Origin of the sequence: Meiothermus sp. CFH 77666, from assembly GCF_017497985.1 — a bacterium.
Lineage (GTDB): Bacteria > Deinococcota > Deinococci > Deinococcales > Thermaceae > Meiothermus.
Window position 1 is genome coordinate 78,895 of sequence record NZ_JAGDFV010000006.1, and the last position, 25,136, is coordinate 104,030.

At 63.9% G+C, this 25,136-nt stretch carries 18 protein-coding genes; 10 read left to right on the plus strand and 8 right to left on the minus strand.

Features of this window, described 5'->3' with window-relative positions:
- Positions 1–23 precede the first annotated feature (23 nt).
- The 3 genes from gcvT to J3L12_RS04960 all read right to left on the minus strand — a co-directional run bounded on the left by gcvT (position 24) and on the right by J3L12_RS04960 (position 2,460).
- Positions 24–1,079 carry a glycine cleavage system aminomethyltransferase GcvT gene (gene gcvT / locus J3L12_RS04950; protein WP_208013929.1) on the minus strand — a complete coding sequence of 352 codons (1,056 nt, stop codon included), beginning with the start codon at positions 1,077–1,079 and terminating at the stop codon, positions 24–26.
- Between the two features lie 297 nt (positions 1,080–1,376).
- Positions 1,377–1,967, minus strand: coding sequence for an ADP-ribosylation factor-like protein (locus J3L12_RS04955; protein WP_208013930.1), 591 nt, complete (start codon positions 1,965–1,967; stop codon positions 1,377–1,379).
- A 1-nt stretch (position 1,968) separates the two neighbouring features.
- The gene (locus J3L12_RS04960) at positions 1,969–2,460 is read right to left on the minus strand and encodes a roadblock/LC7 domain-containing protein (RefSeq protein ID WP_208013931.1); all 492 of its coding nucleotides are present in this window, start codon (positions 2,458–2,460) and stop codon (positions 1,969–1,971) included.
- Between the two features lie 148 nt (positions 2,461–2,608).
- Between J3L12_RS04960 and J3L12_RS04965 the strand changes: the two genes are divergently transcribed.
- Genes J3L12_RS04965 through hemW form a run of 4 tightly spaced genes read left to right on the plus strand, consistent with a single transcriptional unit; the run spans position 2,609 to position 5,342 of the window.
- Entirely contained in the window at positions 2,609–3,532 is a 924-nt protein-coding gene (locus J3L12_RS04965; RefSeq protein ID WP_208013932.1) for an alpha/beta fold hydrolase, read from the plus strand.
- 4 nt (positions 3,533–3,536) lie between these two features.
- A complete protein-coding gene (locus J3L12_RS16695) occupies positions 3,537–3,848 on the plus strand; it encodes a nucleotidyltransferase domain-containing protein (RefSeq protein WP_208013933.1) in 312 nt (103 codons plus the stop codon).
- Complete coding sequence (locus tag J3L12_RS04975) at positions 3,838–4,221, plus strand: HEPN domain-containing protein (protein ID WP_208013934.1); 384 nt, start codon at positions 3,838–3,840, stop codon at positions 4,219–4,221. The genes J3L12_RS16695 and J3L12_RS04975 overlap by 11 nt, the downstream gene beginning before the upstream one ends.
- A complete protein-coding gene (gene hemW, locus J3L12_RS04980; RefSeq protein ID WP_208013935.1) occupies positions 4,218–5,342 on the plus strand; it encodes a radical SAM family heme chaperone HemW in 1,125 nt (374 codons plus the stop codon). The genes J3L12_RS04975 and hemW overlap by 4 nt, the downstream gene beginning before the upstream one ends.
- Here hemW and J3L12_RS04985 read toward each other — a convergent pair.
- The 3 genes from J3L12_RS04985 to mfd all read right to left on the minus strand — a co-directional run bounded on the left by J3L12_RS04985 (position 5,314) and on the right by mfd (position 9,007).
- Positions 5,314–5,493: a hypothetical protein gene (locus J3L12_RS04985; protein WP_208013936.1), complete on the minus strand. Its 180-nt coding sequence runs from the start codon at positions 5,491–5,493 to the stop codon at positions 5,314–5,316. The genes hemW and J3L12_RS04985 overlap by 29 nt on opposite strands.
- Before the next feature lie 68 nt (positions 5,494–5,561).
- A complete protein-coding gene (locus tag J3L12_RS04990; RefSeq protein WP_208013937.1) occupies positions 5,562–5,963 on the minus strand; it encodes a nucleotidyltransferase domain-containing protein in 402 nt (133 codons plus the stop codon).
- Between the two features lie 26 nt (positions 5,964–5,989).
- Complete coding sequence (mfd, locus tag J3L12_RS04995) at positions 5,990–9,007, minus strand: transcription-repair coupling factor (RefSeq protein ID WP_208013938.1); 3,018 nt, start codon at positions 9,005–9,007, stop codon at positions 5,990–5,992.
- A 111-nt stretch (positions 9,008–9,118) separates the two neighbouring features.
- On the opposite strand from mfd, the gene J3L12_RS05000 reads away from it, so the two are divergent.
- The 4 genes from J3L12_RS05000 (at position 9,119) to J3L12_RS05015 (ending at position 13,190) form a co-directional block, all read left to right on the plus strand.
- A complete protein-coding gene (locus J3L12_RS05000; protein WP_347708842.1) occupies positions 9,119–9,850 on the plus strand; it encodes a pyroglutamyl-peptidase I in 732 nt (243 codons plus the stop codon).
- Entirely contained in the window at positions 9,847–11,046 is a 1,200-nt protein-coding gene (locus J3L12_RS05005; protein ID WP_208013940.1) for a lipid-A-disaccharide synthase-related protein, read from the plus strand. The genes J3L12_RS05000 and J3L12_RS05005 overlap by 4 nt, the downstream gene beginning before the upstream one ends.
- Entirely contained in the window at positions 11,036–11,917 is an 882-nt protein-coding gene (locus tag J3L12_RS05010) for a glycosyltransferase (RefSeq protein WP_208013941.1), read from the plus strand. The genes J3L12_RS05005 and J3L12_RS05010 overlap by 11 nt, the downstream gene beginning before the upstream one ends.
- A 73-nt stretch (positions 11,918–11,990) precedes the next feature.
- Positions 11,991–13,190: a glycosyltransferase family 4 protein gene (locus tag J3L12_RS05015; protein WP_208013942.1), complete on the plus strand. Its 1,200-nt coding sequence runs from the start codon at positions 11,991–11,993 to the stop codon at positions 13,188–13,190.
- Here the strand turns inward: J3L12_RS05015 and J3L12_RS05020 are convergent.
- The gene (locus tag J3L12_RS05020; RefSeq protein WP_208013943.1) at positions 13,138–13,821 is read right to left on the minus strand and encodes a glycosyltransferase; all 684 of its coding nucleotides are present in this window, start codon (positions 13,819–13,821) and stop codon (positions 13,138–13,140) included. The genes J3L12_RS05015 and J3L12_RS05020 overlap by 53 nt on opposite strands.
- 16 nt (positions 13,822–13,837) lie before the next feature.
- Between J3L12_RS05020 and J3L12_RS05025 the strand changes: the two genes are divergently transcribed.
- The gene (locus tag J3L12_RS05025) at positions 13,838–15,019 is read left to right on the plus strand and encodes an MFS transporter (protein WP_208013944.1); all 1,182 of its coding nucleotides are present in this window, start codon (positions 13,838–13,840) and stop codon (positions 15,017–15,019) included.
- On the plus strand, positions 15,001–16,164 hold the full coding sequence (locus tag J3L12_RS05030) for a polysaccharide deacetylase family protein (protein WP_347708843.1): 1,164 nt from the start codon (positions 15,001–15,003) through the stop codon (positions 16,162–16,164). The genes J3L12_RS05025 and J3L12_RS05030 overlap by 19 nt, the downstream gene beginning before the upstream one ends.
- A gap of 489 nt (positions 16,165–16,653) precedes the next feature.
- On the opposite strand, the gene J3L12_RS05035 is transcribed toward J3L12_RS05030, so the two are convergent.
- Positions 16,654–25,047: a translocation/assembly module TamB domain-containing protein gene (locus J3L12_RS05035; RefSeq protein ID WP_208013945.1), complete on the minus strand. Its 8,394-nt coding sequence runs from the start codon at positions 25,045–25,047 to the stop codon at positions 16,654–16,656.
- Positions 25,048–25,136: the final 89 nt, after the last annotated feature.

Sequence of the window (25,136 nt, forward strand, 5' to 3'; positions counted from 1 at the left end):
GGGCAGGGTTCCTGGGGCTTTTACTACAACTTAACAAAAGGCGTCTCGACCACGGTTGCGGCTGCCATTCTGCCCCGAATTTCAACGTCCAGGGAAGTGCCCAAAGCAGTGAGGTCTGACTTCACATACGCCATCCCGATACCCTTCTTCAGTACCGGCGAGTGTGTACCCGAGGTCAGGATGCCCACTTCCCGACCCTCCTTCAGCACCCGGTAGCCCTCGCGGGGAATGCCCCCTTCCACCTGCAAGCCCACCAGCTGACGCTCGCAGGGGTTTTTTAGCAGGGCTTCTTTACCGTGAAACTCCTTGTGGCTTTTGACCACCCAGCTAAAGGGCGTACAAAGGGGGCTGGTCTCGTCGGTCAGCTCGTGGCCGTAGAGGGGAAAACCCGCTTCCAGCCGCAGGGTATCCCGCGCCCCCAGCCCACATGGGGTGACTTCCGCCCCCAGCAGAGCCTCCCAGACCACCCGGGCCTCGTCCGGGGCCACAAACACCTCGTAGCCATCCTCGCCTGTGTAACCGGTGCGGGCAAAGCGCACCCACTTCCCCACCAGCTTACCCATGAAGGTATCGTTCTTCTTGCGTGAGGTCAGGTCGGTGTCCGAGAGCTTTTGCAGCACGGCTACGGCCTGGGGGCCCTGTACGGCAATGAGGGCAAAGAAGTCGGAGGCGTTCTCGAGCTCCACTTCAAAACCTGCCTTCAGGTTGTTGAGGTGAGCCCAGTCTTTCTCGATGTTGGCCGCGTTCACCACCATCAAATACTCGTTCTCGTTCGTCCGGTAAATGTAGATGTCGTCCACCAGGCCCCCCCGCTCGTTGGGCAGCATGGAGTACTGGGCCCGTCCCACCTTGAGCTTGGAGACGTCGTTCAGGGTTGCGTACTGCAAGAACTCGAGTGCTCCCGACCCCCGTATCCAGAACTCCCCCATGTGGCTCACGTCGAACATGCCCGCAAGCCCCCGCACGGCCAGGTGTTCGGAGGTAATGGAGGTGTACTGGATGGGCATTTCATAGCCGGCAAAGGGAACCATTTTGGCCCCCAGCGCCAGGTGCGCTTGATGAAGTGGAGTGGTTTTCATGCCCTTACAGCATACCAATCCCAGGTCGGCAGGCCGAGACGGATCATGTTGTGGCAGGTCTCGGGTCTCGAGTCGCAAGTCGCCAAATCTTCGGTGTTGCTGCATAGCGGTCACGGCATCCTCTCGAGAAGGCGCCATCAACAACGAAGCAAATCTGGGTTGGTAGGGCGATTGCGGGGCCCATAGCACAGCAGGTTCCCCACTTCGCACAGAATAACAATGTGAAAGTCCAGGCACGTAGGGCCTGCACCCAAGTAACAAGCCCAGCTAACACCGAGCCTGGATTATGGAGGTTTATCAAGAGGCTGCTGCCACCCTCGAGAGCACCTGGCGGCTGACCGCCTTAAGAGTCTCGAAGACCCCCACCCCCGTAGTGGCCACCGCCTCGAAGATGGGCAGGCGCATCTCGGGGTCGATCACGGCCTGAATCATCTCGACCGGCAGGGCATCCGGGGTGTCGCGCTTGTTGGCCTGGAGCACGATGGGGATGTCCTCGGGTTTGATGCCGTACTCGGCCAGGTTCTCGCGCAGGTTGCGCATGGACTCGGCGTTGGCCCGCAGGCGGTTGGGAGCGGAGTCGGCCACGAACACTATCCCATCCACCCCCCGCAAGATGAGCTTGCGGCTGGCGTTGTAAAAAACCTGCCCCGGCACGGTGTAGAGGTGGAAGCGGGTCTTGAAGCCCTTCACCTCACCCAGATCCACCGGCAAAAAGTCGAAGAATAAGGTTCGTTCGTCTTCGGTCGCCAGCGAGACCATCTCCCCTTTGCGGTTCTGGGGCACCTGCTGGAAGACCCACTTGAGGTTGGTGGTCTTGCCGGACATGCCGGGGCCGTAGTAAACGATTTTGAAGTTGATCTCCCTGGCGGCAAAGTTAATCGTGCTCATATCAGTTCCCAAATAGTTCGTCCAGGAGGGCACTGGCCCCATCCCGATACTCATGATCAATCCCGAGGGTTCCAGGTTGCACCACCGCGTCACGGGTGATGACCTCGAGGGCCTGTACCGCTCGCTTGCCGAACAGCTTAACCCGGCCCACCGGGGCCGAGTTGTCGAAGATAACCACCAGCAAGGCCAGCTCGCCCACCTCTTCAGCGTACAGGCCGTGGGTGGCCCCCTGATGCAGCAGCTCGTTGAAGCGGGGCTCGCCCAGCATTTTGGCCAGGGCCTGGGTGGCGGCGGCGTTACCGGCGATCAGGGTAGCCAGCGAGTCCAGCGCTGGAGGCCTGGGCGCCCAGAGGGCTTCTTTGTGGGCCAGCACAAACCCCTTGCGATCCAGCAGCATTGCATAACGTGCCCCGCTCTCGCGTAACAACTCCTCGAGAACCTGCGAAGCTTTCTGGTAGGCGCTCCCAAAGAGTGCGATGGCAGGCTCAACCATAGTAGGCTCAGTGTAACATGCACCCGTTACCTGGTTCTGTGACGGATTACGCCCAGAATGGCTCCTGAAATCCATTATGCGAGGGTTGTTTGTAACGAATGTGCCTTTGGATAACCCGCCATTCCCACCAAAAGGGTATTTTTATCCAATGCGGCTCTTTGGCGTAATCCTGGCTTTTAGCGCAATCGGGTGGGCCTCAGGGGTCTTTGCACAGGGTGTTGCCACGATTCCCGAACTCACCCGCCTTCGCTACGGCGGCGGAACGCTGGTGGCCGAGCGGGTGCTGGAGCGCAACCCCAGCTTTACCCGCTATCTGGTGCGTTACCCCTCCGATGGCCTGACCATGTACGGCTTCATGAACGTGCCCAACACAGCAGGGCGCTTTCCGGTAGTGATTGTGATTCATGGGTATGTGAACCCCGCCATCTACCGCACCCTGGCCTACACCACCCGCTATGCCGACAGCCTGGCCCGGGCCGGGTTCGTTACCATTCACCCCAATCTGCGCGGGCACGGCCTGTCGCAGGGGAGCCCCGAGCAAGGGGCCTCGAGGGTGCTGTATGCGCGGGAAATACTCGACCTGGCTGCAATTGTGCGGGCCCAGGCGGGGCGTGGAGCGCTGGAAAAAGCCCTGCCCAGCGTGGGGCTGATGGGGCACAGCATGGGCGGCGGCATAGCCCAGCGGGTAGCGGTGCTCGACCCGCAAATTCGGGCGGTGTTGCTCTACGGCACCATGCACGGCGACGACCTGAAGAATGCCCGGCAGATCTGCTTTGTTTTCACCAACCGTCAGCGCGGCTGCAACGAGCTCAACACGCCACCCGAGACCCTGGCGCAAATCTCCCCCATCAATTTTTACGCCCGTATCCGGGCCCAGGTGCAGGTGCACCACGGCACCGCCGATACCCAGACCCCCTACGCCTGGGCCGGTGAAATTTGTGCGGCGCTACGGAAAAACAACGTTTCCCACCAGTGTTTTACCTATGCCGGTGCGGGCCACACTTTTCGCAATTCGAACTTCACCCTCCTGATGGAACGAGCGGAGGCTTTTTTCCGAAAGACGCTATATTGAAAACGTGAACTACCCTGAACTAGAGCCGGCTATAGCCCGCATCACGGCCACCGTTCCAGTTGAGCAGATTATTCTATTTGGCTCGAGAGCCCGTGGTAGTGCCCGCGCGGACAGCGACTATGACTTATTGGTAGTTGTGCCGGCGGAGGACAAAACCCTTGCCACATACAAAAAGCTTCACAAAGCGCTTCTTGGGCTTGGTTTGGACATTGAAGTGGTACTGGCCAGTCCGGAGGATCTCAGGAACTATCAAAACGCTTGGATGACCATTTTTCCGGCTGCCTTGCGGGAGGGGCAGGTGCTGTATGCCGCATGACCCGAGCCACCCACAAACCTGGCTGGCCCGAGCAAAAAGCAGTCTCGCACTGGCTCAGGTAAAGCCGAGTCCAGAAATCTTCCTGGAGGAACTTGGATACAATGCCCAACAGGAGGCAGAGAAAGCTCTTAAAGCACTTTGTATTTCCCGTGGCATCGCCTTCCCTAAAACGCATAACCTGGGTCTCTTACTTGATTTGCTGCAACAGCACGGAGAGGCTTTACCTTCTGAGGTTTTGCGGGCAGTTGAGCTAACCCCCTTTGCAATAGCACTTCATTACCCAGGAACCCATCCGCCCATCACTTACGACGATTACCTGGATGCAGTAGAGGTCGCTCGCGGCATTGTGGAGTGGGTCGAGGCACACCTTTGAAACACCTTTACGTACATGTTCCCTTCTGCCCTACCATCTGCCCCTACTGCGATTTTCACGTAGTCAGGCGGCACGGCGGGGTGGTAGCGGCCTACCTCGAGCGGCTGGCCGAAGAGGCCAGAGCCCTGTATGAGCAGTACCCAGGGCCTCTCAGAACCCTTTACTTAGGCGGCGGCACCCCCAGCTTCCTGCGGAGCGCTGAACTCCGGGCCCTGTTTGCCGCCCTGCCCTGGGACATCGGCGGGGCCGAGGTCACCCTGGAGGCCAACCCCGGTACGCTCAATACCGAACGGCTGCAGCTCCTGCGGGGCCTGGGGGTGAACCGGCTTTCGCTGGGGGTGCAAAGTTTCCAGGACGATGTACTCAAAACCCTGGGCCGGGCCCACGGACGCAAAGGCGCCCTGAAGGCGGTGGAGATGAGCCTGGAAGCCGGTTTCCGCACCTCGCTGGACCTGATACTGGGCCTGCCCGGACAGGACTTCGAGGCCGACCTGCGCGAAGCCCGTGCGCTGGGCGTGGGGCACATTTCGGCCTACACGCTGCAAATTGAGCCCGGCACGCCCTTTGCGCTGGCCAACCTGCAAACCGACGAGGAACAGGAGGCCCGCGCTTTCGAACAAGCCGAGGAAATTCTTGGAGAGGCCGGTTTTGTCCGTTACGAGGTTTCCAACTTCGCCCTGCCCCACCAGGAAAGCCAGCACAACCAGGTGTACTGGCAACTGGGCTTCTGGGGGGCGCTGGGGCCGGGGGCGGCGGCCCACCTGCCTGCACAAGCGGGAAAAGCCCTGTACGCCATCCGCGCCACCAATCCACCACTTCCGCGCTGGCTGGCAGGGGAAGCGCCTGCAACAGAAGAAATTAGCCCCCTCGAGCACGCCAAAGAAGCCCTGATGCTGGGGCTGCGGCTGCGGGAGGGGGTGGATGTGGGGAGCCTCGAGGTACGCACGGGACTGGAGCTTTGGCCCGCTCTGGCTCCCACCGTAGCGAAACTGATCGGAGAGGGAAGGCTCGAGGCCAGAGGTCAACGCCTGCGTGCGACCCACCTTAGCACCCTGCATCCGGTCATTCTGCAACTTTGGGAGGCATTGGACGCTATAACAACTGCACAAACACCCGGGTGAGGGCCTCGAGGCGCCTACTACGGACGCGGATGAGCGACCGTACAGCCCAGGACATGGCGGAAGTGATGCGCCCCGAAACAAGCGTCTCGAGGTCGCCAAGGTTCTCCTGCAAAACGCGGTATACCCTGCGCCGGTCAAGCCCTGCGCTCAAAGCTACCCCCGCCTTCGTCCGAGGCCAGATGGACGGCCATCAGGTGCGCCAGCCGCCGCCGCAGCACCTCAGGCCGGGTCACCGAGCCACCGCCTTTTCATGGCCTCCCGCTGTACGCGCAAGAGGGGTTCTAAATCCCAGTACTCCCGCACCACCCGCGAAACGTAGCTCCCCACGCAGAACCCCTCCCGCTGAAAGACGACCCCGTTAGCCCGCACCACCTCAAAGGCCAGCACCGGCGGGGCCTGGTTCAAAACAACCAGGTCTGCGCGCTCGAAGCCGGCTTTCACCAGGTCGGTCAGGATGTCCAGCGTGGGGTCGGGCTTTTGGGGCTCCAGATACACCCCGATATCCCAGTCGCTCCCAGGGCGCGATTTTCCAAAGGCGCGGGAGCCGAACAAAAAGGCTACCTGCACCTGAGGGTATCGAGAAAAAACCCCTCGAACGCTATCCAGCACCTGGGTTTCCACGAACTCAGGGTAACATAAGCACCCGCTCAACCCACCAGATACAGCACCTCACTGATGGCTTGAACGTACTCCTGCACGGCCAGGCCTTTTTTGGGAATACGAAACCCCGGCGGGTACTGGGTGGGCTCGACTCGGAAGGGTAAGGCTCGCAGGGCTTTGGCGTCGTAGTCGAGGCGGGCGGTCTCAAAGGCAATCTGGAGGTGGAGCATGTCCTCGGTGATGGAGACCACCCCCTTGGACTCCGCTACCAGTCGGAGTTTGGTGAGGGCCAGGAAGTTTTCCACCTCCTCGGGTGCGGGGCCGTAGCGTTCCTTGATTTCCCTGGCAAGGCGGGAAAGCTGGGCCAGGTTGCGGGTCTCGGCCAGGCGGCCATAGAAGCGGCTGCGGGCGGCGGGGCTGGGGATGTACTCGGGGGTGAGGCGGGCCGAAAGCTGAAGGTCCAGGGTGACGTGGCGCTCGAGCTCCACCTGCTCCCCCTTGAGCTTGCGGATGGCCTCGGATAGAAGCTCGGTGTAGATTTCCAGGCTCACCGCGCGGATGTGGCCGTGCTGTTCGGGCCCCAACAGGTTGCCCACCCCGCGAATTTCCATGTCCTTCTCGGCCAGGAGGTGCCCCGAGCCCAGGTCGGAGAGGTCGGCGATGGCCGCCAGGCGGCGCTCGGCCCCTTCGGTCAGGCGCAGGGGGTGAAACAGGTAGGCGTAGGCTTCCTCTTTTCTGCGCCCTACCCGCCCACGGAGCTGGTAGAGGGCCGCCAGGCCCAGCTTGTCGGCCCGCTCCACCAGGATGGTGTTGGCCTCGGGGATATCCAGCCCGCTTTCGATGATGGTAGTGGCCAGGAGCACGTCAAAAGCCCCCTCGGCAAAGGCCAGCATGGTCTCCTCCACCGCGGTTTCGTTCATCTGGCCGTGGACCACGCCAATCCGGGCCTCGGGCACCAGGGCTTCCAGGTACTTGCGCCGCGCCAGGATGGTAGCCACCCGGTCGTGCACGTAAAAGGCTTTGCCGCCGCGCTCGAGCTCGTCCATAATCCCCTGCCGCACCAGTGCGGGGTCGTAGGGGGCCAGGATGGTCTGGATGGGCTTGCGGCCCGGCGGGGCAGTCTGGATGCTGCTGAGGTCGCGCAGGCCCACCAGGGCGCTGTAGAGGGTGCGGGGGATCGGCGTGGCCGACAAAAACAGGGTGTCCACGGCCTCCTTGAGTTCGCGGATGCGCTCCTTCTGGGCCACCCCAAAGCGGTGCTCCTCGTCCACCACCAGAAGGCCCAGATCTTTGAAGCGCACATCGGGGGACAAAAGGCGGTGGGTGCCAATCACGATGTCCACCCGGCCCGCCGCCAGGTCGCGCAGAATGGCGCTGGCCTCTTTCTCGGAGGTGAAGCGCGAGAGACCCGCCACCCGCACCGGCAGGCCCTCCAGGCGTTTCTGGAAGGTCTGGGTGTGCTGCTCGGCCAGGAGCGTGGTGGGCACCAGCACCGCCACCTGGGCCCCGTGCCCCACCACCCGGTGGGCGGCCCGCAGGGCCACCTCGGTCTTGCCGAAGCCCACATCCCCCGAGATCAGGCGCTCCATGGGGCGGGGGGCCTCGAGGTCGCGCAGGGTTTCTTCCAGGGCCTTGTGCTGGTCGGGGGTCAGCTCGAAGGGAAAGTTCTGCTCCACCAGCACATCCCACTCGGGCAGAGGGCCAAAAGCCCGGCCCGGCGTGGCCTCGCGCTTGGCGTGCAGCACCAACATCCGCTGGGCCAGCTCCTCGGCGTCGCGCTGGGCTTTTTCCCGGGTGCGCTTCCACTCCCCCTTGCCGAGCGAGGAGAGGGCCGGGGGATCGTCGGTGGTGCCGGGGTGGCGCTTGAGCAGGGGTAGCTGCTCTACCGGGAGGTACATCTTCCCCTCGCCTGCGTACTGCAAGACCAGGTAGTCGCGTTTGGCCCCCAGTACCTCGCGGGTCTCGAGGCCCAGGTACTGCCCGATGCCGTGCTCGGGGTGGATCAGGTAGTCGCCCACCGAGAGCGCCCCAGGGTCGGCCACCTCGCCCCCCACCACCCGCCGGTTGCGCAGTACCTCGGCCCCCCCAAAGGCGTACAGGTGGGCCTCGCTCAGATACACCGTGCGCGTTTCGGGGTCCAGGAAGGCCCCTTCGAAGGGCGCAGGCACCAGGTTCAGGGTTCCGGGTTTGGGTGACAGGGTGGGGGTAGAGCGAAGTGCGTTGAGGGCTGGGGTATCGGCACCAGAGCCCTGACCCCTCTCCCCTGACCCCTCTCCCCTGACCCCTGACCCCTGTAGTTTTTGCAAAAGATAACTGCGGCTCTTGGGGTGCCGGTAGAAGAACACCACCGAAAAACCCGCCCCCATCCAGGCATGGACATCTTCCACAAACTGCGAGATACGGGCCCGGTAGGGAGGGAGGGGCTTGTAGGGCAGGGGCAGGGAGGGCAGCTCGGGCCCGCCCAGGCCGAAGGCGACCCGGCTACGGCCTGCAATCAGGGGCCACAGCGCCTCGGGTGCCAGGGCCGGGGTATCGAGGTAGACCGTGCCGGGGAAGTGCAGGATTTTGTGGGAGTCCCAGGTCTCGGCCTTGCCTTCACGGGCCGTCAGGACGTAGCGCTGACGGGGTTCGCCGGCTACCTTGAGGGCATCCAGTTCATCGCCGAAGAACTCCAGCCGGACTTCCTCCAGCTCGAGCACATCCCCCTGCACGCGGTAGTCCTCCTCGCGCAGGTAGCCCATGCGATAGAGGCGCTCCAGCAGGTCTTCCCGCAGGTACTGGCGCCCTACCTCGAGCACCAGACGCCAGTCTTCGGGCTGGGCCGGAAAAGCCGCCAGGGCTTCGGGGTAGCTCATCACCACCACCTGGGCCTCGCCGATGGCCTCGAGGCCAGGGTTCACGTAAACCGAGACCCCCAGCGCCCCCAGGTCGGCATACAGGCTCAGGCGCTCGGGGGGGCAGAGCAACACCCGGGGGCCCTCGCCCTGGGCAAATAGCAGGGCCCGGGCCACCTGGGGCAGGCCGGGCAGGTAGTGGTTCAGGATAGATGGGGCAGTTGTATGCATACTGGCTTTACTTCCACATGGCCTTACACTCCACCAGGACAAGCCCTGGGGGAGCACTGTAGTCTACCGCCAGGCTGTAACCACCAAAGGAGGACTTGTTACACTAGCACCGTGAAGATTCTGGTCACCGGTTTTGAGCCTTTTGCCGGGTTACCGCACAACCCCAGCAGCGCTTTGCTCGAGCATCTACCCGAGCGCCTGGGCGAAGCCCAGTTGGTGCGGGCCACCCTTCCGGTAGACACCCACCGGGCCCCCGAGGCCCTGCAGGGGCTCTACCACCGCCACCGGCCTGCAGTCGCGCTGCACCTGGGGCTGGCAGCGGGCCGGACGCTCCTGTCAATTGAGCGCCTGGCGGTCAACCTGCTCGACTTTGAAATCGCCGACAACAGCGGGCACCGCCCGCAAGACACCCCCATTCTGCCGGGAAGCCCTCTGGCCCTGCACACCCGGCTCCCCCTCCGGGCCATCCAGGCCCGCTGGGCCGAGGCGGGCATTCCCGGTGTGGTCAGCAACAGCGCCGGGCTCTACCTGTGCAACCAGGTGATGTACCTGGCCCTCGCCACGCTGCCGCCGGAGGTGCCGGCTGGTTTCATCCACCTGCCCCCCGACGAAACCCTGGCCCTGCACAAACCCCAGGCCTTTGTGCCGCTCCAGACCCAGGCCCAGGCCATCCGGCTGGCTTTGCAGGTGACCCTCGAGCACAAGACGAGGCCAGCGCAGTCTCCTGACACCCCACCCTCACGCAGTGGGCTCGTGCCTGGCGGCGAGCAGTTGCAAGAGGCCGTGCAAAACATGCCAGAATCGGCAGTAGTGGCCCAATCAGCCAAAGTTGAACCGGCATGACCGACGTGCTCATCATCTCGAACGGCAACGCCGAAGACCTGATCGGCGCCACCCTCTGCACGCACCTGGAGGGCCTTTCGCTGGCGGCGCTGCCCCTGGTAGGGGCCGGCAAGCGCTACGAGGGGCGGGTCGAGCGCATTCTGGGCCCCCGCACCCAGATGCCCTCGGGGGGCTTCCCCTTCAACAGCCTGGAGAACCTGATAGCCGACCTGAAGGCCGGTTTTCATCTGGAAATCGTCCGGCAGATCCGGGCTGCCCAGCAAGCCCGGCGGGCCGTGCGGGCCGTCGCGGTGGTTGGCGATGCCTACGCCCTGGCCATCGGGGTGCTGGCCTCGGACTGGGGGCGGCTACCGCTGTTTCACCTTCAGCCGCAAATCTCCCACTACTACTGGGCAGGACGCAGCGTCTGGGAGCGACTCAAACAGCCCAACCAGTTCGCCGCCGAAGACTACATGTTCTACGAGCGCTGGATGCACCGCTTCGTCCAGGCCGTATACGTGCGCGACCCGCTGAGCGAGCAACGCGCACACCGCCTGGGTATGCATAAGGCCCGTTTTGTGGGCAGCATGGCTATGGACACCCTCTCGCCTCCCGAACGCGACCTGAGCGGGGTGCTGGATGGCAGGCCGGTACTGGTCTTGCTACCCGGCACCCGCGGCGATGTGCGCTTTAGCCTGCCCCTGATGCTAAAGAGTGCAGCGCTACTCCCCGAACTGCAGGGCCTGGTAGCCTGGGCAGCCGACTTCCAGCAGGTTCCGCTGCCGGAGGGCTGGCGCCTCGAGGTGCAGGACGACCACACCGCCATTGCCATATCCGCACAGCACCGGGTCTGGCTGTTGCGGGGTGCCTTCTCGGCCATTTTGCAGGTGGGGCAGGTCGCCATCGGCACTGCCGGAACCGCCAACGAGCAGGCCGCCGGGATGGGCATTCCGGTGGTGGCCTTCCCCACCCCCGGCCCTCAGTACATCTACCCCAACGCCCTGCGCCAGAGCCGCCTGCTGGGCCAGGCCCTGCGGCTGGTGGAGCCTTCCCCCCAGGCCGTGGCCGAAGCTGTGCGGGTTTTTCTGACAGATGAAACCGCACGGGAGGCCGCGCGAAGGGAGGGCCTCGAGCGCAACGGGCCCAGGGGGGCCCTGCCCCAAATTGCCCGGGAGATTCGCCAGGCACTGGCTTTGCGGGGTGCCCATGCCGGATAGTGTGCTGGCCCTGGTGGTCACCCATAACCGCAAGGCGCTCCTCGAGGAGTGTTTGCAGCGCCTTCTGCAACAAACCCACCGGCCCGCCGAGGTGCTGGTGCTGGACAATGCCTCGACCGATGGCACCGAGGCCCTGGTGCAGCAGCGGTTCCCCCAGCTTCGCTACCTGCGCCTGCCCGAAAACACCGGCGCTGCGGGCGGTTTTCATCATGGTCTGGCCCTGGCCCGGCACCTGGAGCACGACTGGATCTGGCTGCTGGACGACGACGCGCACCCTGAGCCGGACAGCCTTTTCCACCTGCTCGAGGGGCTTCGTCGGGTGCGGGGGATGGGCCTCGAGCCCAACCTGCTGCTAAGCCGACTGCTCTGGACCGACGGGCGGGTTCACCCCATGGGCATTCCCTGGCCCGACCTTCGTCGCCCCGCCCTGCTGGTGAAGTCCAGGGAACACAGGCTGGTGCCGGTTCGTTTTGGCACCTATGCCTCCATGCTGGTCAGCCGCTCGGCTGCCTTGCAGCACCCCCTGCCCACCAGGGACTACTTTCTCTGGAACGACGACCTGGAGTACTCGGGCAGGCTTTTGCGCCGCGGCCTGGGTTTCCTGGTTCAGGATAGCGTGGTCGTACACAAAACCCGCAACCCCTTTAGCTCGGCGGTTACTGCTTCGGACGAGCAGTTTTATCTCGAGGCCCGCAACCGGGCCTGGCTGGTGCGCTCCGATGCCTTCGGCCCCCTGGGAAAAACCTTCTGGACGCTCAACAGCCTGGGGGTTTTTCTGGCCCGGTTGCGCGAACGGGGGACAGCGGGCGCCAGGGTCATTTGGAAGGGCTGGCTCGAGGGGTTTCGCACGCCCCCGCCCAAATACCCCTGAGCCTTCTTCAGGCAGGTCTGTCCCCATGAAGGCGCTCGAGGGCGCCAATTGCGGGCTGTGCTAACATATACCCGTGCGCCTATACCGCATCGGCCTGTTCACCGACACCTACCTGCCAGGGCCAAACGGGGTCGCCACCAGCGTTTACCTGCTCAAGCGTGAGCTGCGCCGCATGGGCCACGAGGCCTGGGTGCTGGCCCCCGAGATGCCCGACGCCGACCCCAGGGAGGAGTGGGTGGTGCGGGTTCCCAGCGTGCCCTATCCTTTCTTTGAAAACCAGCGCCTGGCCATGCCCAGCAGCCGCCTGCTGCCCACCGAGTTCGAGATCTTCCACACCCACACTCCCCTTTTTATTGGCATCTGGGGGGCCCGGCTGGCCTACCGCAACCGCCTGCCCCACGTCTCTACCTTCCACACCCACCTGGAAAAATACGCCCACTACATCCCCGGCGTGGCCACGCTGGACAAATACGTGGGCATCATGCAAAAGGTCTGCCAGGCCTTCTACAACCGCGCCGATGTGGTCATTGCCCCCACCGACCCGGTCAAGAAACTGGCCGAGAGCTACGAAATCGAGCGCGAGATCAAGGTGATTCCCACCGGCATAGACACCGATATCCTGCAAACCGCCCCCGACCCGGTTTCGCCCTGGCCCGCCGGCAAACGCCGCCTGCTGCACGTGGGGCGGCTGGGCAAGGAAAAAAGCGTGGATGTGGTAATCCGGGCCCTGGCCGAGATTCGCAAAGAATCGGACGCTCACCTGGCCCTGGTGGGGATGGGGCCGGATCAGGAAGAGCTACGCCAACTGGCCTACCAACTGGGCGTCGGGGAGCACATTACCTTCGTGGGGCCGGTGCCCTACGAAAAAATCGGTGGCTACTACCGCATGGCCGAGCTATTTTTGTTCGCCAGCGAGACCGAGACCCAGGGGCTCGTGATCTGGGAGGCCCAGGCGGTGGGCGTGCCGGTGGTGGTGGTGGGGGCCGAAGGCACTTTACAGGGCGTCGAGGAGGGCAGCAGCGGCTACCTGGTACCGCCCGGCGACTACCGCACCATGGCCGAGCGAGCCCTGGAACTGCTACGCGACGAGAACCTGCGGCAGCGCTTTAGCGAAGGAGCCCGCAAATTTGCCGACCGACGCACGGCCCGGCGGGTGGCCGAACAGATTGTGGCCATCTACGACGAGGCCACCCGGCTGGTGGAGTTTGAGCCGCGTCGGCTCAAGATTCCCTTCCCTCGCCTGCCGCAAAGTAGCCTGACGAATTCCCGCTAAGGTTCCTGGCCTGCTGGAGCAAAAAATTGAACCAACCACCCCGAACCCGCCGGGCTGAGGTGAGCACAAGGGCGTCCCGGACGTAGCGTACCGGGCCTTTAGCCTTCAAACTCCAGCCCAACAGCACATCCTCCCTTGCCTCCACCAGCGGGTAGCCACCCACTTCCAGCGCGGTCTGGCGGTGAAAGGCCATGTTGGCGGCGGCCAGGTTGGGCTTACCTATAAGCTGCATGAGCTTGAGGAAGACCCCGTAGCCCAGTTCGGTGAGTTCTTCTTGCCAGGCAGGAAGCCCAAACATGCGCAAGGGGCCATAGAGGGCCACGCTCTGCTCCATGTGGGGTCGCAGGGCCTCGAGCCAGCCCGCAACCGGCCGGCTGTCGGCATCGGTTGTGGCCACCCAGTCGCCGGTGGCGGCCTCGAGGCCGGCCTGGCGCGCCAGCGCGACCCCTGGGGTAGGGCAGTTGACCAGTTTGACCCCCATACGCGCTGCCAGCTCACCCGTCTGGTCGGTAGAGCCATTGTCTACCACGATAATCTCATCGGGCGGCAAGGTCTGGCCCTTGAGCGCCTCCAAGCACCCCACAATCAGTTGTTCTTCATTTCGGGCTGGAACTACCACCGAGATTCGCACAGGTATACTCTAAGCCGTGCGTCTCAAGTTACAACGTCTATCCCCCTGGCGCCTCAAAGGACTGTCATCGGTAGGACGCCTGATACTGGCCTGGGGCCTGTTAGAAGGGGTACGCAACGGATTTTACGCAGGCTACCTGGCAATTCATGGGGCCAGCCTGGGTTTCACCTTGGCCGTGATCGGTACAGCCTGGAGCATTCACCTCCTATCCGATAGCTTTAGCAAGAGCCTGGGGGGCTACCTTTCACAAAAGCTGGGCATGGGCATTGTCACCGTGGCGGCAGGGACGGTAGGGCTGCTAGCTTTGCTCATTGCCCCGCACGCACAGTCTCCTCTGCTGCTGTTCGCCCTGAGCCTGGTCTGGGGGGTATCGCTCTCTGCGATTTTTCCCGGTTTGCTGACCCTGAGCAGCCGGGTTGCGGTACAGGGCCGGGAGGGCCGGGCAGTCACCCTGACCAACGTACTCACCGCCCCCTGGACGGGCATTGGGGTGCTTGGGATTGGTTTTTTGACCAAGCTTAACCCTGCTTTAGCCTTGAGTGTGCTCGAGTGGGTGCAGATAGTGGTCATTGTAGTGGGCCTTTCGCTCATCTTCCGCCCCGAGCGCGTGCGCCCACCCCGTCAGGAACTGTATCCGTGGCGGCGGCTCTTGTTGTTCATCCCCGCTGCGTTCGGGCAAACGTTTGCTCCTGCCTTGTTCAGCTTTTACATCCTCAAATATGCCCAGGGCCTGGGCCTGAGCATGTTCTGGATCACGGTGCTGATTGTGCTGGGGGGAGTCATCTCCACCGTTTTGCTCATCTGGACAGGCCGCTACGCCGACCGTAAAAGCCCCCGCGAACTGCTGATTGTGGGGCTACTGCTCATCGGGCTGGCCATGATTGGCCTGGGCTTGAAGCCAGGGCTTCCGGTCTTGTTGCTGCTGGCGGTGGTGGGCGGGGTTGGGTTTGGTTGCTTTGGCCCGGCCTGGAACGCACTGGTGGTGCGGCTATTGCCAGAAAACAACCGGGCAGCCGCCTGGGGTACGCTGATGACCGTAGAGGGGTTAGGTCACGCCATAGGCCCCGCCGTGGGTGGGGTGCTGGCCGCAGCAATCGCCAACAACGCACCTTTCTTTGCCGGTGGGACAATTATGCTCTTGCTTAGTATTTTCTACATTTTCGCTTTGTGGAGGCCCTGGTGGACGCCGCAACCTTAGTTGGCACGCTGCTGGTAGCTGCCCTGCTGGTTTATGTGCTGGCGGATGTACTGGGAAGGTGGATGGGCCTGGGAGCGCTGGCCTGGGGCAGCCGGGCCGAGCCCAGGGTAGCCCTGACCTTCGACGATGGTCCCTCGGAACAGACCGAGGCCATTTTGGGGCTGCTCGAGCATTATCGCTGCAAGGCCACTTTTTTTCTGACCGGGCAACGGGCCGAACAGCACCCTGACCTGGTAGCCAGGATTGCATCGGCAGGCCACCAGATCGAGGCCCACGGCTACTGGCACCGCCCCGCCGTGCTGATGGCCCCCTGGACGGAGTGGTTGCACATCCAAAAAAGCCCCGGCAAGCTCTACCGCCCCCCCTGGGGCATCCATTCACCCTTTACGCGTCTCTTCGCCAGGCTACAGGGCAAGCAGGTCGCGCTGTGGGATCTCGAGTCGCAGGACTGGCTGGACAAACCGGCTGAACAACTGGTGGAACGAATGCTGTTTTACCTGAAGGGGGGTTCGGTGGTGCTCTTGCACGATGGCCCCGTCCGCACCCTGCGGGTGCTGGAGCTGCTGCTGCCCAAACTGGTGGAAAACGGCTATGAGGCGGTCACCCTGGATGAGCTGGCAGCAAAACCCCTGGGCCCACGCCAGGGGCTCATCCGGATTAACCAGGGCCACGAGGAACGCTACGACCAAAAGGTGGGCAATATCAAGGTGGGGTATCGTTATAACCACATCCTGCGCCTGGAAATCCAGCCCTACCCAGGCCCCGACCTACCCGAGTACCCCAGGGGCACCCCCTGCGCCCACATCCACTTTGAGTCGGCCCGGATGGCCGATATGTCCACCATGCAGGTCTTGCGGGCCTTCCGCGAAACTTTCAAGGAGACCGTGAAATTTCTCGAGGAGCACCCCGAGGTACGGTTTTTGTTCGGCTACAGCTATCTGGGGCAAGGGGCGCTGGCCCTGGGCTTCAAGACCCATCCGGTGCCCAAAGCTATGGAACTGCAGTCCAAAATTACGACGGCCTGGTTCGCCTGGCTCTACCGGGGCGAGATTGCGCGTCACCTATTCACCGACCCCGCCCAGGTGGTCTATATCAGCCGTGAGACCATCCTGGAAAAGTATGGGCCGAAGCCCAAGGCCCAGTAGGACAGGATTGCAGGAGGTCAGGATACACTGTCGCAGGTCACAAGTCGCAAGCCAAGAGACGCGGTGAGGTTATGGCCATTCGATCCGTCGCGCTTCTGTGGATATTGACGCCAACTAAGCTTTATGGTTGTTTAGATGGCTATCCATTCGCACTGGAATCCTGGAGGTCTTTCTGGTGTTGCGAGCATCCACAGGATGCGAAGCAATCGAGTTCGCCCTGCCCAGCCGGTAGTTTGGCAAGCCTCCTCTGGATTGCTTCGTCGGCCATTGGCCTCCTCGCAAAGACGACGGCTCCTTTGAGAAACCGATTGGCAAACCTTCCCGTCTGCTTTTGCCTCGGGTTGAACGGTCACCATTGCAACGCTGTGCTAAGTTGCGCCTGTATGAGGTTTAGAGATGAATTCAGACTGCGCCAGAAAATCATGCTCCGGGCGCAATACCCGAGTGATTTTCGATCATCCCATTAGCCAAAACACAGGCGGGAGGTACTTAAAAGCGGAAGGTGAAACCGATGCCAAACTTGACCCCATCGTTGCGGGTGCCATCGCCGACGCCGGTGGCGATGTCCAGGGTAAGGTCGGCCCCGATGGGGCGAATGGTGTAGCCAAAGGTTAGTTCGGGCCTTGGTTGCGGGAAAATTTCGCTGCTGAAGCGGAACCGGTAATCGCCCTGCTGGTACTCGGCAAAGATGGTCTGGTAGCCCCGCAGGTCTACGGTATAAGCAAAGAACAGCTCGGGCAATAGGTAGCGCCCGATGGTAAAGCGGGTTTCCTCAATAGTACCGCCGTTCAAGGCCGGAATTTCTACCCGAACCTGATCGAGCCCCAGGGCCTTGGCCAGTTCGCGCTCGAGCTGCCCCACGATAAAGTTCTGCACTGCCGCCTGGAGGCCGGTCTGGGCAATGTCGGCAGGCAGCGCCGAGAGGTCGGAACGGCCCAGCAGCAACAGGGCGTAGATCTCGGCATCGGTATAGGGCTGACCATCGTTTTTGCGGGCGATCTCGTTGTTGAAGCGGGCCACAAAGGTGGGGTTGAGACTAACCTTGATACGCCCGTTTTGCCGAACAAACTCTCCTTTGAGGGTCAGGTATATCTGGATCCGCCGGTTGTCCTGGCCCCGGTCTTGCACCTGGGTATCAGCCACAATCTGCAAATCTGGCAGGATGCCCGCCGCCGGACTGAAGCGGGCGAAGCTCCGCTCATCGGGCAAGCGGTCGCGGATGGTGAAGTCCCGATCCCAGAGCTTGAAGTTGCCCCTGAGGGGTACCACTTCGCCCGAGAGGAAGGGATTGGTGAAATCCCCGTTGAGGAACAGCTCACCGGCAAGCTCGCCCTGGGCTAGCGTCTCTTGAATCAGGATGCCCCTCTCGGCCCGGAGGCGAATGTTGTTGAACTCCACCGGCACCACACTGGCTGCACGGGTGGCCCCTGGCTCTGGGGGGGCCGCGATGGTGACTTCGCGCTGCCCCTCCGGCAAACCGAGTCGAGCGCGGATCACATCGGCTGAGCCCTGGACAATATAGGCCCCGCGCTGGTATCGCAGAATAAGGTTGGTATCCAGCAAGCCCTCGAGCAAGAAATACTGCGGGTAACGCACCGGCACCTGCCCCTGCAAAGCCAGAATGAGTTGTGGGAAAACCGTGCCTGCCAGGCGGGCGTTCTGGCGCTCGAGCTGGACGTCCAGGGTGTAGGCCGGGTAGCCGAAGGTGAGCACAAAAGGCTCGTTGGGGCTCAGGAGTGGGACTTCGGCCGTGCCCTTGGCCCGAACGATGAAGTTGCTAAGGTCTCCCTCGCCCGAGAGTTCGGCCTCGGCAGGGTAGGGTGCAGTGAGTTTGAGGCGCCCCTCGGCGCTGGCAGTATCGCCCACCCGCAGCACCGCACGGGGGGTCTCGGCTCGCACCGGCCCCAGTTTGAAATTGAAGTTTTCCAGCGTCAGGTCGAAAACCTGTCCAGTGGAGGCCAACCGCAGAGTTCCGCTGCCTTCAGGAGCCAGGGGTTTGAGATTGGGGATTACCTGCAGAACCGGGGTGAAGGAGGTATTTTCCAGGCTCAAGCGAAGGTTGCTACCTCGCCGCCCGTAAAACCCCGAGCCGCTCCAGGTGCCCTTGCCCGAGAGAGCCAGCTGGTCTATGTAGAGCCGCTCCTGCTCGAAGCGCAGAGCAGCGGTGCCCACCAGGGTGTCGCCGCCGCCCTGGAAACGCAGGTACTCGCCCACCCAGATGCCCCTGGAGGCCCAGGGGTTGCGGGTGTTGATGCTAAAGGTGGTCTGGCCCGTCCAGTAGGCCTGCCCTGCCAGGTCACCCGCCCAGGTGGAAAACAGCCAGTGCAGGGGGAAAGAAGCCGCCGTGGCTTCTCCACTCAGAATGCCGTTTTCCAGCTTGATTTTGGCAGTGGTGCGGTTGGAGCCCAGCACCCCGTTCTCGCCCAGTGTGCCTTGATTACCGGTGCGCTCGAAGCTGAGGTCGGCCCGCAGCAGACCGTTGCTGAAGGAACCCTGGGCGCGGGTGGTCAGGGCCAGGTCGTCGCCCCTGACCCGCAGACCGGGGCTCCTCAGGTTGAACTCGAGCGCCCCCTGGTTGTAGTCCAGCGACCCGGTTGCGCGCCCGGTAAGGAAGGGCAGGCGGCTGCTGACCAACGGGACTTCCTCCAGGGCCAGGTCGCTGAAACCGGCGCGGGCCCGCAGTCCATCGCGGGCCAGGCGGGCTTCCACTTCCAGGCGTCCCAGGTCGCCGAGCAGGTTGCCTTTGGCCGAGAGGGTTTCCCTCCCCTCGATTTCGAGCTGTAGTCGGCTGGCCAGCAGTTCCAGGGGCAAATCAACGTTCAGGTTGCCCTGCCAGTCCCCCTGGCCGGTGTATTGCATCTGCCCCTGAAGCCAGGGCCCTCTGGCGCTCAGTACGGCCTCGAGCAGGCGCCCTTCAGCTTCCATCTGCTGCTTTTGTTCGGCATCGCGGTAGCTCAGTTGCCATCGCCCATCCAGGCCAATCTGTCCATTTAGCGCGCCCTTTTTCCAGGGAAGCCAGGGGGTCTCGGGGTGCAGCATACGCAGGTTGGCTTTCTGACCAGCCCCCTCCGCCGCCACCTCCAGTCCAAAGGCTGTCAGGTTGAGCTCCCCACTGAGCTGACCTTGCTTGAACTGGAGTTCCCCCGAGCCCAGCTCTGGGGCTGCCAGGCGCACCACATAGGTGTGCAAATCCAGACCCGCGACCAGGCGACCCCCGGCAAAGGGATAGACCGCCTCGAGTTCAGGCCCCTGGCCCCGCACCTCCACATTCCGCACCTCTAGCTCGCCCGAGGCGCTGCGGTCCGACAGGTTGATCAGCAGGCTGCTGGCCCGGCGCGTACTGGCGGGGGTTGGGTTGTTCAGGCTCTCGCGGTTGGGGGCTACCTGGAGCATGGGATAGCGCAACCGCAAAGCCAGGCCCAGCACCTCGCCCTCCACCGTTGGAATTCCAGTCCCGGAAAGCTCGAGGTTGCCCTCACGGAAGCGCAGCCGCCCCGACCAGGTCTGGGCGTAGCCCACCGAACCCGCCAGATCCCCGCTCAGGCTGGCCCGCAACTGGTTTTGCTGCCAGGCGGCCTGGATGGCACCCCGGCGGCCCAGGGCATCCCAGTCCAGGTTGCCCTCCAGGCCATTCCAGGGGCCGCCGACACGTCCACTCAGCTGCAGGCCGCTCAGGTTGTAGTTTTGCAAGCGGGCCTCGAGCCCCTCTGGGGTCAGGGTGGCCTCCAACCCTGGGGCGCGGAGGCGCAAGCGGGTCTCCTGGCCTTCGAGGTTGGTGCTCTGACCGGCAATCTGGTATCGGCCCGCAATCCACTGGCCCGGATAGGTGCCCCGGGCCTCGAGGTTCCCCAGCCCACGCGGCAAAGCCCCCACATACGACCAGTTGACCTGCAAGGGGTTCAAGCGCAGGCGTCCAGTAAGGGGAGCCAGTTCGGCCAGGCCGCGCAGGTCAATTTCACTGCCCTGGGCGCTGAGCTGCACCGCACCCCACTCCGGCACCTGTACCTCTGCGCTGCCCCGCAGGGCCAGCGGCGAGGCGTCGAGGTCGAGGCGGCCTTGCAAAAAAAGCCGGGTGGCCTCGGACGCACCCTGTATGGGCAAAGGGCCTTGCAGGCTGGCCTCGAGCTGCCAGCGGGTCGGCTGGGCCCAGCCCTCGCGCAACTGCCCCCGCAAGGAGCCCTGCCAGCCCTCCCGGCCCTCGAGTTCGACCCGGCCCACCTCCAGGCTGGCCCGCCCCACCAGACGCCCACCCGGCAGCGGAACGTCCAGTTGCAGTAACCCGCTCGGCGCATTGCCCACCCAGCGGGCGGTGCCGCTGGCATAGGGGCCATCCAGCCGCAGTTGCAGGAGGCCGTTGTAGCTCAGGTCGAACCGCTGTCGCTCGTAGCGACCCCCGATCTGGGCCTGTAACTTGGCCGGGAAGGCCGTACCACTGGCCTCGAGGTTGGGGCCACTGACCCGGAGCGGCAGTTTGAGGGTCTCCCAGGGCCCTTCGCCCTGAGTCTCTAAGCGAATGGGCAGGCCCACAAAAGGCTCCAGGTCGCTGTCCATGCGGAGTTTAAGCACGCCCCCGGCCAGGCTGGCCGACAACCCCGCCCCCTGGGCTTCGGCCCAGAGTTGCTCCAGAGGGCGCATGGGCTCCTGGCCGTCCCGAGGGGAAGCGGGTCGGTAGCCAAACTTGAGGGCCACCTCGGCCCCGCGCCCGGCCAGGCTGCCCTCGCCCACCAGCTCTGGCTTGAACAGGGTTCCGCTTAGGGTGCCCCGCGCTCTCAGGGTGTTGGCGGCCAGGGTTCGGGTGTAGCCCACCTGGCCGCTCAGGTCACCCCGGCGGTTGGTACGGGCCTCCACATAGGCTTCGTAGGCGGTTCCCCGCGCCACCAGGCTAGGGCCCTCGCCCCGGAGTTCCAGGGCAATCTGCTCTCCCCGGGCCTGCATCTGTCCGGTGAAGGTTTCACCGCTCATGGCCAGGTTGCCAGAGAGGGCAAAGCGGCGCTCGGCCACCTCGAGGCTCCCCTGCCCCGAAAGCCGCACCTCTTCCAGACTGGCCGCCTGACCCTGGGCTTCCACCCGCATGGGTGCGGCCCAGGCGAGCGTCCAGCGGGCGCCGTCGCCGCTCAGGCGCACCAGCCCGTTTTGCCGCAGGTATTGCAGGCTGGCCAACCGCCCACTGGCCTGGTACTTGCTACCCGTACTGGAGAGTTCCAGGCTGGCCTGCGCGTAGGGGCTCTCGAGCTGAACCTGGGCCTGCCCCCGGTTCTGCTGAAGGGCATAGCTCCCCTGCGCCTCCAAGGTAGCCAGGGGCGTCTGGGCCAAAAGCGAGAACTCGGGCCGCAAGCGCGGGCCGCGAATCTGGGCTTCTATGTTCACGTCCTGCACGCGGTACGACAACCGGCCCTGAAGCTGCTCGCCCACGCTGAGCAAGCCCTCGAGGTCGCCCACCCCAATGACCAAGGGGTCGCTGCCAGGCTCGAGCTCCACCACCACCCCGGCCTGGTACTGGGGCAAAAAAGCCGAGAGGGAGCGGTCTTTGTAATCCACCACCACCCGCTGCCCGTAGACCTGCAACTGCCCCGCCATCTCACCCTCCGGTACCCGGATGGTGCTGGGGGAACTCAACAAGCTTGAAAGATCGAGACTTCCACTCAAACGCCCCTGCACATCGGCGTTGAAAATTCGGGCCAGGTAAGCGGTCTCGAGGTCGAACCCCACCTGCGCTTTAGCCAGTTCCACCCGACCCTCCGGGAGGCTAAGGGTTACACGAAGCTGCTCAAGGTTCGCGCCTTCGGCCTGCACGGTAGCGCTGAGGGGAAGGCCCGCATAGGTGGTGCGAAGGCTCCCTTCGACGGCGAGCGACCGCCCTTCCAGGCTGCCCTGCAAAACCCCGCTGCGCTCCAGGAGCCGGTAGGGCCAGTTCACCTTTCCCGCGTAGGAAAGCCCCTTACCTTCCAGTTCCAGCGGCCCCTCCAGCCTCCAGGTTTGTTCCAGCACGTCCGCGCTGAGCCGCCAGGGCTGGGGTTCCAGATAAGGCAGGTTGTAGCGCCCCTGGCCCTGGGCTTCCAGGTTGTTCCAGGGCCCCGTGACCTCGACCAAGCCGCTCAGGTAGGGCAGTCGTACACTACCCCTCAACGTAACGGTTTCGGTGCTGACCAAACCGCGCACAGTGCCATAAGGACTCTGAGCTTCCAGGCTCACCGGCCCCAGCAAGGCCCGACCCGTCATCTGGGCCTGCCCATAAGGGGTTTCCAGGCTCAGACGCCCGCCCCGCTCCGACCAGTTGCCCTTCAGGGTTCCCGGCAACCCCCAGCGGCGCAGGTCGTAGCCGGTGGCAATGGCCCGCAGGCGCAGCCCTTCCAGGGGCCTGCCCGTTACCAGGCGATAGTCCCCGGCCAGCGTCAGGCGGCCATTCTGAAAGAGCCCGGAGTAGCTCAGGTTGGTGCTGCGGCCCCGGAACTCGAGCGCCCCCTCCAGCTGCGGCAGGTGCAGGCGCCCCTGATAGCCCAGCCCGAACAGATCGGCCTGCCCCTGCAGCTCGCCTGCGTACCCGGCATAACTCAGACGCCCCCGCACCGCCAGGTTGCGCCAGGCGCCCTGCCCGTTCACCACGCCGTAGGGGGTTCGCAGTTCCAGGCTGCCCCGCTCGAGGTTCCCTTTGGCCTGTAAGCTGCCGGGTTCGCGGTTCACCAAAAGCGGCAGGGTGCCTTCAAAAGGGAGCCCGGCCTTCAGCTCGAGCCGCCCTCCCGGCCAGCGCACCTCGGTACGGTTTGCCCGCAGGGGCACCGGGGGAACCTCAATCGCGCCCGAGAGCGGCAGGGTCAGGCGGCCCTCGAGCAGGGTGGTGGGCCAGACCGGGCCGGTGAGCTCGGCATAGCCCTCGGTGCTGGCCCACAGCGTGGCCCCGCGCCCCTCCACCCTGCCGCGCAGCCAGGGCGAGTCGAAACCCACCTGGCCCCGGTAAAGCGAGCCCTGCAGGCCCAGGTTGGCTTCCAGGCGAATCTGCGGCCCCAGCACCAGCGGCCCCCGCAGCCGCAGCCCGTTGGTTCCATTGGCGGTGATATCGAGGGTCTCGAGCCGGGCCCTGAGTCCGCTGCTGTCAGCTGTGCCGCTGAGGGACAGCACCCGCAAGGGGGTGCGTACCTCACCCCGGTAGCGGGTGGCCAGGTCGTAAAGCTCCCCGTCAATTGCTACCCGTTCGCTCTGCAGGTTCCAGCCGCCCGAGAGCCTGCCCTCGGCATAGCGCAAATCACCCGAGAGCTTGAAGGCTTCCAGGATTTGCAGCGGCAGGTCGCGCACCCCCAGCGAAAACACCCCGTTGCGGTAAAGGCCCTCGGCATAGCGGTTGGAAAGCCGCCAGGCGTTCCCCTCCTGGCGTACCGCAATGGGAAAGCGGGTATAAGGCGAGTCGTAGTTGAGGTCGCCGCTAAAACGCCCCGCTTTCAGGCTGGCTCTCCCCGTAAGCTGGCCCACCAGCAGCTCCAACCCCGAAAGCTGCATCTGCAGGTTATCCCAGGTGCCGTTCAGGTTCACTACACCCAACCGGCCCTGCACCGCCGCCCCCTGCCCTTGCAGGCTGCCCGACAGGCTAAAGGGCTTGGCGGTAGGCAGGCCCACGTTTTCCGACTGCACCCCTAGTTGCCAGCGTGGCCCGCTGCTGGCAAAGCTCACCGCTGCTTCTCCGAGTAGAGGTTTAGGCCAGACCAGGGTGCCCACGGCCTGGGTGATGGAGCCCTTGCCCCGGAGGCGCAGGTTGCTCTGGAAGGAGTCGCGCAGGGCCACGGTGTACTCGTCGGTGTTGCGCAGGGCCACCGTGGCCTGAAAGGTTCGGTCGAAAAATGCACCGTCCACCACGGTATCGAGGCGGAACTTCTTATCGAAGGCCAGGGTTCCTTCGTAGGTGAGGGGCTCGTTCAGGAGGCGGCCCTCGCCGCGGTAGCGCCCGCTCAGCACCAGGTTCTGCCAGCCGCGGCCCTCGAGCACCAGCGGCCCGCCCCCGCTAATGGGCAGCCGCAGGCCAAAGTTTTGCGCCAGGGCCGGCAGGGTGGGGTTGCCATCTACGCGAAAGCGGTACTCCTGGTTGGGCAGATCCACCGTGGCCGAGCCCTTGAGGGGGCCCTCCAGACCCCGCCCGATCAGATTGGCCGTGACCCTCTGCCCATCAAAATCCACGCTGCCGAAAATGTCGCTGAGGCTGAAACCCACAATCTTCACCCGCGCGTTCTTGATCTGGTTCTTGCCCAGGATGCCGTTCTTGACCCTGGGGCCAATGGTCCAGGTGCCCTCGAGCTCCCCCGCCTCAAAGCCATCGAACCAGTAACGGGCCGCCCGCAAATCACCCCTGGCCTGAATCTGCCAGGCCTCGAACTCGCGCCCGGTGCGCCAGACCGTGCCGCTCAGTTGGCCGTCCGGCAACGCCACCGAAACCTGATAGGGGCCGCTACCGCGTACCGTTGCCCGCAGGGTGGGCAAAAAAAACTTCTGGCTCTGCTCGATCTGCACACTGACGCGGTTCAGCACCAGCTCATCTACCCGCAGGCGGATGGGCGCAGGGGCTCCGGCCTGGCGCTGTTCGGGAATAATCGCGTCCCAGCGCAAAAAAACATCGCCCTCTTCGGCGAAAATCCGCAAGGGCAGTTCACGCCGCTGTAAGCTCAGCAGGTTGTAGCCAATCCGCAGGCGCTGGGCCTCGAGCCGTAGCCCGTTACCCTCGAGCCGGGCCTCCCGCAGCTCGAGGCCCCCCAGCAAATAGCCTCCCACCGCCCGCCACTGCCCCACAAAACCTACCGCTTTGAGGCCCTCGCTAAGTACGTAGTTAATGAGCGGCGGAAAGGCCGGCAGCCCCACCAGCAGGAGGAGCAAAATTGCCGGAAGCCAGCGCCAAAACCGCACGACATTCAGTCTAGCCCAATAGTCTGAGTGGAATCTAGGAAAATGCCCATCGGAAGCCAATCTGGTCTGTTACGAGCTACCCAAATTTA

Bases quoted from the DNA above. Each gene is read 5' to 3' on its own strand.
- gcvT (WP_208013929.1), bottom strand. From the start codon at position 1,079: ATGAAAACCACTCCACTTCATCAAGCGCACCTGGCGCTGGGGGCCAAA.
- J3L12_RS04955 (WP_208013930.1), bottom strand. From the start codon at position 1,967: ATGAGCACGATTAACTTTGCCGCCAGGGAGATCAACTTCAAAATCGTT.
- J3L12_RS04960 (WP_208013931.1), bottom strand. From the start codon at position 2,460: ATGGTTGAGCCTGCCATCGCACTCTTTGGGAGCGCCTACCAGAAAGCT.
- J3L12_RS04965 (WP_208013932.1), top strand. From the start codon at position 2,609: ATGCGGCTCTTTGGCGTAATCCTGGCTTTTAGCGCAATCGGGTGGGCC.
- J3L12_RS04975 (WP_208013934.1), top strand. From the start codon at position 3,838: ATGCCGCATGACCCGAGCCACCCACAAACCTGGCTGGCCCGAGCAAAA.
- mfd (WP_208013938.1), bottom strand. From the start codon at position 9,007: ATGCATACAACTGCCCCATCTATCCTGAACCACTACCTGCCCGGCCTG.
- J3L12_RS05005 (WP_208013940.1), top strand. From the start codon at position 9,847: ATGACCGACGTGCTCATCATCTCGAACGGCAACGCCGAAGACCTGATC.
- J3L12_RS05010 (WP_208013941.1), top strand. From the start codon at position 11,036: ATGCCGGATAGTGTGCTGGCCCTGGTGGTCACCCATAACCGCAAGGCG.